At 49.4% G+C, this 13,494-nt stretch carries 9 protein-coding genes, 1 pseudogene and 1 other annotated feature; of the genes and pseudogenes, 8 read left to right on the top strand and 2 right to left on the bottom strand.

Features of this window, described 5'->3' with window-relative positions; genetic code table 11:
* The first annotated feature begins 416 nt into the window (after positions 1-416).
* The 6 genes and pseudogenes from adhE (at position 417) to trpA (ending at position 10,009) form a co-directional block, all read left to right on the top strand.
* Positions 417-3,089 (top strand): bifunctional acetaldehyde-CoA/alcohol dehydrogenase, encoded by a 2,673-nt coding sequence (adhE, locus tag ACX9GV_RS07980; RefSeq protein WP_473197669.1) that lies wholly within the window; start codon positions 417-419, stop codon positions 3,087-3,089.
* 245 nt (positions 3,090-3,334) lie between these two features.
* Positions 3,335-3,439 (top strand) — a sequence feature (Trp leader region).
* A 21-nt stretch (positions 3,440-3,460) separates the two neighbouring features.
* Positions 3,461-5,023 (top strand): anthranilate synthase component 1, encoded by a 1,563-nt coding sequence (locus ACX9GV_RS07975; RefSeq protein WP_473197668.1) that lies wholly within the window; start codon positions 3,461-3,463, stop codon positions 5,021-5,023.
* Positions 5,023-6,618, top strand: a pseudogene (gene trpD, locus ACX9GV_RS07970) (bifunctional anthranilate synthase glutamate amidotransferase component TrpG/anthranilate phosphoribosyltransferase TrpD). Before ACX9GV_RS07975 ends, trpD begins: the two are co-directional and overlap by 1 nt.
* A gap of 3 nt (positions 6,619-6,621) precedes the next feature.
* Positions 6,622-7,983 (top strand): bifunctional indole-3-glycerol-phosphate synthase TrpC/phosphoribosylanthranilate isomerase TrpF, encoded by a 1,362-nt coding sequence (trpCF, locus tag ACX9GV_RS07965; protein WP_473197667.1) that lies wholly within the window; start codon positions 6,622-6,624, stop codon positions 7,981-7,983.
* Between the two features lie 26 nt (positions 7,984-8,009).
* Entirely contained in the window at positions 8,010-9,203 is a 1,194-nt protein-coding gene (trpB, locus tag ACX9GV_RS07960) for a tryptophan synthase subunit beta (protein WP_473198004.1), read from the top strand.
* Positions 9,203-10,009 carry a tryptophan synthase subunit alpha gene (gene trpA / locus ACX9GV_RS07955; protein WP_473197666.1) on the top strand — a complete coding sequence of 269 codons (807 nt, stop codon included), beginning with the start codon at positions 9,203-9,205 and terminating at the stop codon, positions 10,007-10,009. The genes trpB and trpA overlap by 1 nt, the downstream gene beginning before the upstream one ends.
* Positions 10,010-10,072: 63 nt before the next feature.
* Here trpA and ompW read toward each other — a convergent pair whose 3' ends face one another.
* On the bottom strand, positions 10,073-10,714 hold the full coding sequence (gene ompW / locus ACX9GV_RS07950) for an outer membrane protein OmpW (RefSeq protein ID WP_473197665.1): 642 nt from the start codon (positions 10,712-10,714) through the stop codon (positions 10,073-10,075).
* Between the two features lie 345 nt (positions 10,715-11,059).
* Here ompW and ACX9GV_RS07945 point away from each other — a divergent pair, with 345 nt between their 5' ends.
* Together ACX9GV_RS07945 and ACX9GV_RS07940 are read left to right on the top strand one after the other, a co-directional pair.
* A complete protein-coding gene (locus tag ACX9GV_RS07945) occupies positions 11,060-11,809 on the top strand; it encodes a YciC family protein (RefSeq protein ID WP_473197664.1) in 750 nt (249 codons plus the stop codon).
* A gap of 288 nt (positions 11,810-12,097) precedes the next feature.
* A complete protein-coding gene (locus tag ACX9GV_RS07940; protein ID WP_023490004.1) occupies positions 12,098-12,334 on the top strand; it encodes a major outer membrane lipoprotein in 237 nt (78 codons plus the stop codon).
* A gap of 222 nt (positions 12,335-12,556) precedes the next feature.
* Here ACX9GV_RS07940 and ACX9GV_RS07935 read toward each other — a convergent pair whose 3' ends face one another.
* The gene (locus ACX9GV_RS07935) at positions 12,557-13,483 is read right to left on the bottom strand and encodes a L,D-transpeptidase family protein (protein WP_023490005.1); all 927 of its coding nucleotides are present in this window, start codon (positions 13,481-13,483) and stop codon (positions 12,557-12,559) included.
* Positions 13,484-13,494: the final 11 nt, after the last annotated feature.

Genomic DNA, 13,494 nt, shown 5'->3' with positions numbered 1-13,494 from the left:
AATGCCTTGTTAAAAACATATGCTATTCTTTATGTCTTGTCATAAATAATTCAACAATCTACTTGTTATTGAAAATAGTTCTCAATAAACAATAGCTGAAAGGTGTCAGCATCCTATTTTTATGATGTATGTCACAAAATTACCACTCAAGAATCGTTAAGCTCTTAACCATAGCAATAAGGGAGTAACCGGGCTGATAAACCACCCTATGTTGTCTCTCTCTTCTTAAAGTAGCCTGCTACCAAATCTTGCACTTGGTAAAGCTCTTTAAGTAAATCAGCAGGATGCGTGGTGGTAAGGTGTTTTTCAACCCACACTTTCCGCAACGTTGAAGATGGCAGGTCTATGCAGAATCGGGACTCGACACTCAAACGGCTTATTTACTGAAAGAGTTTAACATTTATCAGGAGAGCATTATGGCTGTAACGAATGTTGCTGAACTAAACGACCTAGTCGCGCGTGTCAAAAAAGCCCAGCGTGAATATGCCAACTACTCACAAGAGCAAGTTGACAATATTTTCCGCGCTGCGGCCCTCGCCGCTGCTGATGCCCGTATTCCTCTGGCTAAAATGGCCGTTGAAGAATCCGGTATGGGTATTATTGAAGACAAGGTGATCAAAAACCATTTTGCTTCAGAATATATCTATAACGCTTATAAAGATGAAAAGACCTGCGGCATCCTTTCTGAAGATGATACTTTCGGTACCATCACCATCGCCGAGCCTATTGGTCTACTGTGCGGTATTGTCCCCACCACCAACCCGACATCAACGGCCATCTTTAAAGCGCTGATCAGCCTGAAAACCCGTAACGGTATCATCTTCTCGCCACATCCACGTGCCAAGAACGCCACCAACAAAGCGGCAGATATCGTGCTACAAGCCGCCATTGCTGCTGGTGCCCCCAAGGATATTATTGGCTGGATTGACCAACCTACCGTTGACTTGTCCAACCAATTAATGCACCACCCTGACATCAACCTGATCTTGGCCACCGGTGGCCCTGGCATGGTTAAAGCCGCTTATAGCTCAGGTAAACCTGCTATCGGTGTTGGTGCCGGTAATACCCCGGTAGTCATCGATGAAACGGCCGATATCAAACGCGCTGTGGCATCTATCCTGATGTCAAAAACCTTTGATAACGGTGTTATCTGTGCTTCTGAACAGTCAGTTATCGTCGTTGATTCAGCCTATGATGCAGTTCGTGAGCGTTTTGCTTCCCACGGCGGCTATATGCTGCAGGGTAAAGAGCTGAAAGCGGTACAAGATATTATCCTGAAAAATGGTGGCCTGAATGCGGCTATCGTGGGTCAGTCTGCACCTAAGATCGCTGAAATGGCGGGTATCCAGGTCCCTGCCAATACCAAGATCCTGATTGGTGAAGTCAAAGTGGTTGACGAAACTGAGCCATTTGCTCATGAAAAACTGTCACCCACTCTGGCTATGTACCGTGCCAAGGACTTTGCCGATGCCGTCAGCAAAGCCGAAAAACTGGTCGCGATGGGTGGGATCGGCCACACCTCCTGCCTGTATACCGACCAAGACAACCAAACCGAACGTGTTGAGTTCTTCGGCGACAAAATGAAGACCGCACGTATTCTGGTGAATACCCCAGCATCTCAAGGGGGTATCGGTGACCTGTACAACTTTAAACTCGCGCCATCACTAACGCTGGGCTGTGGTTCATGGGGGGGTAACTCCATCTCTGAAAACGTCGGTCCAAAACACTTGATCAACAAGAAAACTGTAGCGAAGCGAGCAGAAAACATGTTGTGGCACAAACTTCCTAAATCAATTTATTTCCGTCGGGGTTCATTGCCTATCGCGCTGGAAGAAGTGGCTAGCGATGGGGCAAAACGCGCCTTTATCGTCACCGACCGCTACCTGTTCAATAATGGCTATGCAGATCAGATCACCAAAGTGCTGAAATCCCATGGCATTGAAACAGAAGTGTTCTTTGAGGTGGAAGCTGACCCAACGCTGAGCATCGTGCGCAAAGGTGCTGAGCAGATGAACTCCTTCAAGCCCGATGTCATCATCGCGCTGGGTGGTGGTTCACCAATGGATGCAGCCAAAATCATGTGGGTGCTGTATGAACATCCGGAAACCCATTTTGAAGATTTGGCACTGCGCTTTATGGACATCCGTAAGCGTATCTACAAATTCCCGAAAATGGGCGTGAAAGCGAAGATGATCGCGGTCACCACCACCTCCGGTACCGGTTCAGAAGTCACCCCATTTGCAGTGGTGACCGATGATGCTACCGGTCAGAAATACCCATTGGCTGACTATGCGCTGACCCCTGATATGGCCATTGTCGATGCCAATCTGGTGATGAACATGCCTAAATCCCTGTGTGCCTATGGTGGCCTGGATGCGGTAACTCACGCACTGGAAGCTTACGTTTCGGTACTGGCAAACGAATACTCAGACGGTCAGGCACTGCAAGCACTGAAATTACTGAAAGAGTATCTGCCAGCCAGCTATAGAGACGGTGCCAAGAACCCGGTTGCCCGTGAACGTGTGCATAACGCTGCCACCATCGCGGGTATTGCATTTGCCAACGCCTTCTTGGGTGTGTGTCACTCAATGGCGCACAAACTGGGTTCAGAGTTCCATATCCCACACGGTCTGGCTAACGCCATGTTGATCGCTAACGTTATCCGTTATAACGCAAACGACAACCCAACCAAGCAGACTGCATTCAGCCAGTATGACCGGCCACAAGCGCGTCGTCGTTATGCTGAAATCGCTGATCATCTGGGGTTAAGTGCTGCCGGTGACCGTACCGCTCAGAAAATCGAAAAACTGCTGAAGTGGTTGGATGAGATTAAAACTGAACTAGGCATCCCTGCTTCAATCCGTGACGCCGGTGTACCAGAAGCTGATTTCCTGGCAAAAGTCGACAAACTGTCTGAGGATGCGTTTGATGACCAATGTACCGGTGCTAACCCACGCTATCCGTTGATTGCTGAACTCAAGCAAATCTTGATGGATACCTACTATGGCCACGCATTCAGCGAAGCACTAGAAGATACCGTGGTTGCCGCCCCTGTTGCCGCCAAAGCGGAAAAAAAGTCAAAGAAATAATCGGCTAGCGAAATAGTTCTGAATCACCAACGGCCCTCTACGGGCCGTTTTCTTTTTCTATATCCCCCATTTTTGTCACCTTATTGAGTTCGCTACCCATTTGCACCATTCAATGACTAAAAATTTGATGGAAATACACTTGACTTTACATGCGCGAACTAGTTAACTAGTACACGAGTTCGGAGTGATAACCCTGTCTAGATGAGATATAGAGAGCAAATAAAATGATTAAGCAAACTTCTCTTCTTCGTTGGTGGCGTCAATCTCAATCAAGGGTTGAGTGGTAACGCGTGCCTGTCATCTGACACTGCAAATTCCCGAAGCCCGCCGAAAGTAGCGGGCTTTTTTATGGACAAGATTTAACTGGACCCATGATGAACAATAAACCTCAGCTTCAACTATTTACCGCCCAGGCGGGTTACCGGAGTGACCCTACCGCCATTTTTCATCAGTTGTGTGGGGCTCGTCCGGCTACGTTGTTATTGGAATCGGCTGAGATCGATAGCAAGCAAAACCTGAAGAGTCTGCTGATTGTTGATAGCGCATTACGCATTACTGCCTTGGGTCGTCATGTCAATCTGCAAGCCTTGACAGCCAATGGCGCTGCATTGCTGCCACTATTGGACCAAGCGCTCCCTCGCGTGGTGCAGATCAAGGTGGTGCCTAATGGGCGTGAGTTGACCTTCCCAGCCATTGATTGCTTGCAAGATGAAGATGCTCGCCTGCGTTCACTGTCAGTGTTTGATGCACTGCGAGCGATACTGACATTGGTTGAAACTCCCGCTGATGAGCGTGAAGCCATGCTGCTCGGTGGGTTGTTCGCCTATGACCTCGTCGCCGGGTTTGAAGAGCTGCCAGAGGTTCGTCAAGATCAGCACTGCCCCGATTTCTGCTTTTACTTGGCGGAAACATTACTGGTGCTCGATCATCAACATGCTGTTGCCCGTTTGCAAGCCAGTGCCTTCACCGGCGACCCCGTAGAGACATTACGTTTACAGCAGCGCCTTGAACAACTTCAGGGGCAACTGCAACAGACGCCTCTCGCTATTCCCCAGCAAAAACTGGCAGATATGCAGTTACACTGTAACCAAAGTGATGAAGAGTATGCTGCCGTCGTCAGCAAACTACAGCAGGCGATTCGCCATGGTGAAATATTTCAGGTAGTTCCTTCGCGCCGGTTCTCGTTACCTTGCCCCAATCCACTGGTTGCCTACCAGACTCTGAAGGAAAATAACCCAAGTCCCTATATGTTCTTTATGCAGGATAACCAATTCACCCTGTTTGGTGCCTCACCGGAAAGTGCTTTGAAATACGACGCCATCAGCCGTCAGATCGAAATTTACCCGATTGCCGGAACGCGCCCGCGTGGACGCCATGCTGATGGCTCGCTGGATCGGGATCTCGATAGTCGTATTGAACTGGAAATGCGCACCGACCACAAAGAGTTGGCAGAGCACCTGATGTTGGTGGATCTGGCTCGTAACGATCTGGCTCGTATTTGTGAACCAGGCAGCCGTTATGTTGCTGACCTGACCCAAGTTGACCGCTACTCCTTTGTCATGCATCTGGTTTCTCGTGTTGTCGGCAAACTGCGTGGTGATCTTGATGTTCTCCATGCCTATCAGGCCTGTATGAATATGGGCACCCTGAGTGGTGCGCCAAAAGTGAGAGCCATGCAACTGATTGCCGCCTCAGAAGGCACCCGTCGTGGTAGTTACGGTGGTGCCGTCGGCTATTTTACCTCTCACGGCGATCTCGATACCTGCATCGTCATCCGTTCGGCCTATGTTGAAGACGGTATTGCCACCGTGCAAGCCGGCGCTGGCGTGGTGTTGGATTCAGTACCTCAGGCAGAAGCAGACGAAACACGAAATAAGGCGCGTGCCGTGTTACGTGCTATTGCCAGCGCACATCACGCCAAGGAGGTGTTCTGATGGCTGATATCCTATTGCTCGATAATGTCGACTCCTTTACTTACAACCTGGTTGATCAATTGCGCGCTAGCGGTCACCACGTGGTGATCTATCGCAACCAGATTGCCGCCGATATCATCATTGACCGCCTGCGACAGATGAAAAACCCGGTGTTGCTGCTTTCCCCTGGCCCGGGGACGCCTGCCGCTGCAGGCTGTATGCCAGAGTTATTGCAGCGCTTGGTCGGGAAAATGCCGATTATTGGTATCTGCCTTGGGCACCAGGCGATCGTGGAGGCTTATGGTGGCCATGTGGGTCAAGCCGGTGAGATTCTGCACGGCAAAGCATCGGCAATCACACACGATGGTGCAGGCATGTTTACCGGCATGCCCAACCCACTGCCGGTAGCTCGCTACCATTCACTGGTGGGCAGCCGTCTCCCTGCCGAACTCACCGTCAATGCTCATTTCGGTGACATGGTGATGGCCGTTCGCCATGATCAACACCGCGTATGTGGTTTTCAATTTCACCCCGAATCGATTCTGACTATCCAGGGCGCCCGTTTGCTTGAGCAGACGCTGGCCTGGGTACTGGCGAAATAATTAAGGTAAATGACTATGCAACCTATTCTTGAAAAACTGTATCGCTCAGAGACGATGGATCAGTTGGAAAGCCAGCAACTGTTCAACGCCATTGTGCGTGGTGAGCTGGAACATTGCCAATTGGCCGCTGCGCTGATCAGCATGAAAGTGCGCGGTGAACGCCCAGAGGAGATTGCCGGTGCCGCGCAAGCATTGTTAGCCAATGCGCTCCCCTTTCCACGACCAGATTATGACTTTGCTGACATTGTTGGTACCGGAGGCGATGGCACCAACAGTATTAATATCTCTACGGCCAGTGCCTTTGTCGCTGCCGCCTGCGGAGCTAAAATCGCCAAACATGGTAACCGCAGTGTTTCCAGCCGTTCCGGTTCTTCTGATTTACTGGCGGCCTTTGGCATCAATCTGAATTTACCTGCAGAACAGTCACGCTTGGCGCTGGATGAACTTGGCGTATGCTTCCTGTTTGCACCGCAATACCACATCGGTTTTCGCCATGCGATGCCCGTTCGTCAGCAATTGAAAACCCGCACCGTGTTTAACGTACTGGGTCCACTCATCAATCCAGCACGCCCTCCTTTGGCGTTAATCGGTGTCTACAGCCCAGACCTGGTGCTCCCCATTGCCCAGACGCTGCGTGTGCTCGGTTACCGACGTGCTGCTGTGGTTCATGGCGGTGGCATGGATGAAGTGGCAATCCATACCACTACCCATGTCGCTGAGCTCCGTGATGGCGAAATTGAAAGTTATCAATTGTCGCCGAGTTCTTTTGGTTTAGAGAGTCACCCATTGTCAGCACTGCTGGGCGGAACACCTGAGGATAACCGTGATATTCTGAGCCGGTTATTACAAGGTAAGGGTGAGCGCGCTCATGCGGCAGCCGTGGCGGCTAACGTAGCACTGTTACTGAAATTATTCGGTCAGGAAGACCTGCGGCATAATGCGCAGCAGGCATTAGATATGCTCCACAGTGGGCAAGCTTACCAGCTTGTCACTGCCTTGGCAGCGAGAGGATAAATAATGCAGGAAACCGTACTTAACAAGATTGTGCGTGACAAAGTGCAATGGGTCGCGGCACGTAGCCAACAGCAACCACTGTCCAGCTTTCAACATGAGGTGGTGCCCACTACCCGCAATTTTTATCAGGCATTGCAAGGGCCTAAAACCGCCTTTATTCTTGAATGCAAAAAAGCCTCCCCTTCCAAGGGGTTAATTCGTGAGGATTTTGACCCAGTGGCTATTGCTTCGGTCTACCGGGAGTTTGCCTCAGCGATCTCGGTGCTGACTGATGAAAAGTATTTCCAGGGCAGCTTTGATTTTTTACCCCTGGTGAGCCAAGCAGTCACTCAACCGGTGCTGTGCAAAGACTTTATCATCGACCCTTATCAGATCTATCTGGCCCGTTATTACCAAGCTGATGCCATTCTCCTGATGTTGTCGGTGTTAAATGATGAACAATATCGTCAGTTGGCCGCCGTAGCTCATAGCCTGAATATGGGGGTGTTGACTGAAGTCATCAGCGAGGACGAACTGCAACGTGCCATACAGCTTGAAGCTCGGGTGATTGGCATCAACAACCGTGACCTGCGCGATCTCTCCATTGATTTGAACCGTACCCGTTTGCTGGCTCCACAGGTACCAGCAGGGGTAACTGTGATTAGTGAATCCGGGATTAACAGTTACCGGCAGATCCGTGAACTCAGCCAGTATGCCGATGGTTTCTTGATTGGCAGTGCACTAATGTCAGAAAGTAACTTACGCCGTGCCGTGTGCCGCATTACCTTAGGTGATAATAAAGTCTGCGGTTTGACCCGGCCCCAAGATGCGGCGGCTGCTTACCAGGCCGGTGCCAACTATGGTGGGTTGATCTTCGTCAGCCGCTCACCGCGTTATCTGGATGTCGGCCGTGCAAGAGAAGTGCTCACTGGTGCACCCTTGAAATATGTCGGTGTATTCTGCGATGAGCAGATAACGAAGGTGGCACAAACTGCCGAACAGCTTGGTTTGCATGCCGTGCAATTACACGGTATGGAAGATCAAAACTATATCAACGCGTTGCGAGTCCAACTCCCCGCAAGCTGCCAGATCTGGAAAGCACTGAGCGTCAAGGCATCTTTGCCAGACCGCAATCTACAATATGTTGACCGTTACCTGCTGGATAATGGAGCAGGCGGTACTGGAATGCGTTTTGACTGGTCACTGCTGCCTGGGCAATCGCTCGATAACGTGATGCTGGCCGGTGGTTTAAACGCCGATAACTGTGAGGATGCCGCATTACTGGGTAGTGTTGGCCTGGATTTCAATTCGGGCGTTGAGCAGCAACCCGGCATCAAAGATGCTTCACGCCTGGCGGCAGTTTTCCAGGCTTTGCGCAACTATTGATCTTTTCATAGATAATAACGGGAAAAATAATGACCTTACTTAACCCTTACTTTGGCGAATTTGGTGGGCAATACGTACCACAAATTCTGATGCCGGCGTTAAAACAACTTGAAGAAGCCTTTGTCAGCGCGCAGCGTGACCCAGAGTTTCAAGCAGAATTTATCGACTTACTACGCAACTACGCGGGGCGGCCAACTGCGCTAACACTGTGTAAAAATCTGACTGCAGGTACTAAGACCAAGCTCTACCTGAAGCGTGAAGATCTGCTACATGGTGGCGCGCACAAAACCAACCAGGTACTGGGCCAAGCGCTGTTGGCCAAGCGTATGGGTAAAACTGAGATCATCGCTGAAACCGGCGCCGGTCAACATGGTGTCGCCTCTGCACTTGCCTGTGCCCTGCTCGGCCTCAAATGCCGCATCTATATGGGTGCCAAAGACATTGAACGCCAATCGCCAAACGTGTTCCGTATGCGTTTGATGGGTGCGGAAGTGATCGCCGTACACAGTGGGTCTGCCACATTAAAAGACGCCTGTAATGAAGCCCTGCGTGACTGGTCTGGCTCCTATGAAAAGGCTCACTATATGTTGGGAACCGCTGCCGGTCCTCACCCCTTCCCGACCATCGTCCGTGAATTCCAACGCATGATTGGTGAAGAAACTAAACGCCAAGTGTTGGAGCGTGAAGGTCGCCTACCTGACGCCGTCCTGGCTTGTGTCGGTGGTGGCTCCAACGCCATCGGCATGTTTGCGGATTTCATTGATGAAAGTAGTGTAGGCCTGATTGGCGTTGAACCCGCCGGTCTGGGTATCGAAACCGGTCAACATGGCGCACCGCTGAAGCATGGCCGCATCGGTATCTACTTCGGGATGAAATCGCCGATGATGCAAACCTCTGAAGGGCAAATCGAAGAGTCCTATTCAATTTCTGCCGGGCTGGATTTTCCTTCTGTCGGCCCACAGCATGCCTATCTGAACAGTATTGGCCGCGCAGAATACGTTTCTATTACTGATGAAGAGGCTCTGGACGCCTTTAAAGCGCTTTCTCGCCACGAAGGGATTATCCCGGCACTGGAGTCCTCTCATGCTCTGGCACATGCCCTGAAAATGGTGCGCGAAGCCCCGCAGAAAGAGCAAATTCTGGTGGTTAACCTATCTGGCCGCGGCGACAAAGACATATTTACCGTTCACGATATTTTGCAAGCACGGGGAGAAATCTGATGGAACGATATCAGCAACTGTTCAAGCGCTTAGAACATAATAAAGAAGGCGCGTTCGTCCCATTTGTTACCCTGGGGGATCCAAACCCGGCGTTATCACTAAAAATCATTGATACCTTGATAGAAAACGGTGCCGATGCCCTGGAGTTGGGGATCCCCTTCTCAGATCCTCTCGCTGACGGCCCAACCATTCAAAATGCCACACTACGTGCTTTTGAGGCTGGGGTGACACCCACACAATGTTTCGAAATACTGGCAGCAATACGCCAGAAACATCCCCAGATCCCCATTGGCCTACTGATGTATGCCAACCTGGTATTCCATCGTGGTATTGATGCATTTTACCAGCGTTGCGCTGAGGTCGGGGTTGACTCGGTATTGGTAGCTGATGTGCCGTTCGAAGAATCGGCACCCTTTCGTGCCGCCGCAACCCGCCATGGCATCGCTCCCATCTATATTTGCCCACCCAATGCTGATGATGATTTGCTGCGCAACATTGCTTCCCATGGCCGTGGTTATACCTATCTGCTTTCACGCGCCGGGGTGACAGGAGCCGAAAGTCGCGCGCAGTTACCACTGCACCATTTGGTAAATAAGCTACGTGAATATAACGCACCACCACCATTACAAGGGTTTGGCATCTCTGAGCCTTCTCAAGTTAAGGAGACCTTACAAGCGGGGGCCGCTGGGGCAATCTCTGGCTCCGCTATTGTCAAAGTCATCGAACAGAACCTGGCTCAACCTGATGAAATGTTAGCTAAATTAGGGGACTTTGTTCGCAGAATGAAAACGGCAACGCGCGTATAATCTCTTCTATTATGACCGGGTCACAAGAAGGAGGCGCCAAAAGCGCCTCCTGAATGGACTGATTTAAAAGCGATAACCTGCGCCAAACATAAACACAAAGGGATCGAGACGAGTGTCAATACTCTGACTTTGCCCGGCAACATCAAAGCGTACATCGGTTTTGATATCCATCCACCAGACTGACATATTCAGCATCCAGTGCTCATCCAGGTTGTAATCCAGGCCAGCCTGCCCCGCTACACCCCAAGAGTTTTTCAGATCCAGATTACTCACACCAGCACTGTTACCATAGTCGTTAAACTTCTCATTAAAGAACATGGTGTAGTTGACACCGATACCCAAGTAAGGACGCAGTTTGTCCTGCTTATCACCAAAATAGTACTGCGCCATCAGGGTCGGCGGTAAATGCTCGACTGTCGCAATGGTTCCATTAACAGCGGAACCATTGAGCGAAACTGAATGGCGGAAAGGGGTGGCAGCCAACAGCTCAACACCAATGTTATCGGTGACCATATAACCAAGGGTCAGCCCTAATTGTGTATTGTTATTAACATCGAAAGAGCCCTGCCCCAGAACATTATCGGAGCCGGCATTCGGACGTACGGTTGCCGTACCTGCACGGACCAAGAAATCACCAGCTTGATGCGCGCTTGCTAACATCGGGGTCAGCATGGTAGCCAATATCACCAGAGTTGTCTTTTTCATTATCCATTCCATTTTTGTGGTTTATATCCGGGTTAAATATACCTATTTACAGCGAGTTATGATCCAATCGAGATCACATCTTGTGCCTAGAGTTGTAAATTTCCACCAAAAACAACAATTAACAGAATCGAAATAAAAACCTATTTTGATGTAAATCAAAAATCACAACTTGCCAGTGAACGGATCGATATAAAATTCCAGTTGCTCAAACCGCTGCCATTTTCGTGGCTGATACAATAATCGTAGAAGAAATCAGCGCTGAGTATTTCACGGGGTGCAACAGCAGCACAGAACAGGGTACAATTACACACTGATTTATTTTGCTATCGACACCAAGGAGTCCGCATGCCTATCACGGCCAGCATGTTATACCGTGACAGTTTTAACTTTTTCCGTAACCAGGTGGTCGGTATCTTGCTGATAGCCCTGCTGACGGCATTTATTTCTGTGTTGCTTAATCAGGCTTTAAAGCCCGATGCTGAGCAGTTAGCACTGTTGAATGCCACAAAGAATGATTTAACCGCCACAGCAGGAATGGGGCTCCAGGAAATCATTCAAACTATGACGCCAGAACAGCAAATATTGTTTTTGAAACAATCTGCTGCCGCGCTCGTCTCCGCTTTGGTAGGCAATGCGTTACTGGTGGGGGGAGTTCTCACGTTAATAGGCATGGTATCTGCAGGCCATACCACCAGTGCATTACGAGCGATGGGGAGTTCTTTGCCACAATTACCCGGCTTACTGCTGATGTTGTTTATCTGTGCCCTTCTGATCCAATTAGGTCTTACGCTGTTTATTGTGCCAGGTTTGATCCTGGCTATCTCGTTCTCATTAGCTCCGGTGATTTATTTTGCTGACCGCCCTGGCATCTTTGCTTCTCTCAGGCAGAGCTGCAAACTGGCTTTTGCCAATGCCCGAGTGATCGTCCCGGCAATGATGCTGTGGTTAGCCGCTGAATTTCTGGTACTGTTTATGATCAGTCAGTCATCGTTAACACGTGAGGTTGCCAGCATAGTGTTGACTGCATTAAGCAATCTGATTTCCGCACTATATCTGATTTATCTATCCCGTCTGTATATGTTACTGCGTAACTGATCATTACCAAGCAGGCACGATTTTTTTCAACCCCGTGCCTGCTTTTGAACCTGAGTTCTTAAGAATACACCCACCTGCTCATTATTTAACCAGTCAAAACCAAAGATTACGCTGTAAAATCCACCTGTTTTTCTTTGCTTTTTTAACTCTTTTGTAAAAAAAGGTGCAAGTTTGAGCGAACGATCAAAAATAAGAGCCCAAATATAAAAAAATTATTCTCTTTCGAAAAAAGTTTATGTAATACTTATGACGCTACATGGAGATTAACTTAATCTAGAGGGTGTTATAATGAATCGTACTAAACTGGTACTGGGCGCGGTAATCTTAGCTTCTACTATGCTGGCTGGTTGCTCAAGCACTGCTAAATTGGATCAACTGTCTTCTGACGTTCAGACTCTGAACTCTAAAGTTGACCAACTGAGCAACGACGTGAACGCAGTTCGTGCTGACGTTCAAACTGCTAAAGACGAAGCAGCGCGCGCTAACCAGCGTCTGGACAACATGGCTCATTCTTACAGAAAGTAAGATTGTCTATGTTATCAAAACGGCGCTTAGTGCGCCGTTTTTTTTTGCTTCTCAGCTCCACTATATCGCATTTTAGTCCACTCACTACCAGCCACAAAAAAGGGCCGACAGATGCCAGCCCCCTTCTTGTTAACCCATTAGCCAAGCGTTTTAACCCACTTAACTGATTGATGGTTCAAGCCTGTAATTAGCTCCTATAAGGTGCTACAAGCTGTTTAAATGCTATTGCCCTACACTGACCAGCACCGGTATGCCAGAACGCCGTTCCATCGCGCTGTCGAATTTTGCTCTATCTGTCTGCCCATCAGCAGCAAATGCTTTCTTACTACTAGAAAGCAGGATTGGCATAGTCTGTGGATCATCACTCTCTACTTTCGACAAAGGCTGATGAACTTCTACATAACGTTTACCATCCGGCTCAACAGAGGCTTTTACTGGCTCATTGATAATCTGTACTCGTGTTCCTGCTGACACCATATTGAACAGCGCTTCAATGTCATCTGGACGCAAACGAATACAACCCGAGCTAACACGCATGCCAATACCGAAATTAGCATTGGTACCGTGAATCAGATAATTGCCCCCTGCCATGGACAGACGCATAGCAAACAACCCCATCGGATTTTCAGGCCCTGCCGGTACCACAGCAGGTAACGTGATACCGTCTGCAAGATAGCGCTTACGAATATTTGGTGTCGGTGTCCAAGTAGGGTTACGAATCATCTGACTGATTGACGTCACCTTCAGCGGTGTATGCATACCCGTCTGACCAATACCGATCGGATAGACAATCACTTTGTTTTCACCTGGCGGGTAATAGTAAAGACGCAGTTCCGCAAGATTCACCACAATCCCTTCCCGCGGCGTATCTGGCAACAGCATCTGCAGTGGGATAGTCAACGCCGAACCCGGCTTTGGCAGGTAAGGGTCAGTCCCCGGATTAGCTTCTAACATTCCCAATAGGCCCACTTTGAACTCAGCAGCAATGGCTTCCAAGGAACGGCCATCCTTAGTGACGTTATAGACCTTATTTTCACCAATCAGACGGCTGCCTGGCGGTGGTAATGGATATTCGTTTACATTAGTGGCTTGGGCACCGGTCACTACCGTAGCCAACAGCACACCAATTAAAGTCAACACACGTTTCATTATCATCCCTA

This window comes from Serratia sp. 25CWL12 (genome assembly GCF_055790885.1).
Note: the sequence above shows the minus strand (reverse complement) of the source record. Positions and strands in the feature narration are given on the sequence as shown.

Coding starts and splice junctions, on each gene's coding strand:
- ACX9GV_RS07945 (WP_473197664.1), top strand. CDS start 11,060: ATGCCTATCACGGCCAGCATGTTATACCGTGACAGTTTTAACTTTTTC.
- trpCF (WP_473197667.1), top strand. CDS start 6,622: ATGCAGGAAACCGTACTTAACAAGATTGTGCGTGACAAAGTGCAATGG.
- ompW (WP_473197665.1), bottom strand. CDS start 10,714: ATGAAAAAGACAACTCTGGTGATATTGGCTACCATGCTGACCCCGATG.
- adhE (WP_473197669.1), top strand. CDS start 417: ATGGCTGTAACGAATGTTGCTGAACTAAACGACCTAGTCGCGCGTGTC.
- ACX9GV_RS07940 (WP_023490004.1), top strand. CDS start 12,098: ATGAATCGTACTAAACTGGTACTGGGCGCGGTAATCTTAGCTTCTACT.
- ACX9GV_RS07975 (WP_473197668.1), top strand. CDS start 3,461: ATGATGAACAATAAACCTCAGCTTCAACTATTTACCGCCCAGGCGGGT.
- ACX9GV_RS07935 (WP_023490005.1), bottom strand. CDS start 13,483: ATGAAACGTGTGTTGACTTTAATTGGTGTGCTGTTGGCTACGGTAGTG.
- trpA (WP_473197666.1), top strand. CDS start 9,203: ATGGAACGATATCAGCAACTGTTCAAGCGCTTAGAACATAATAAAGAA.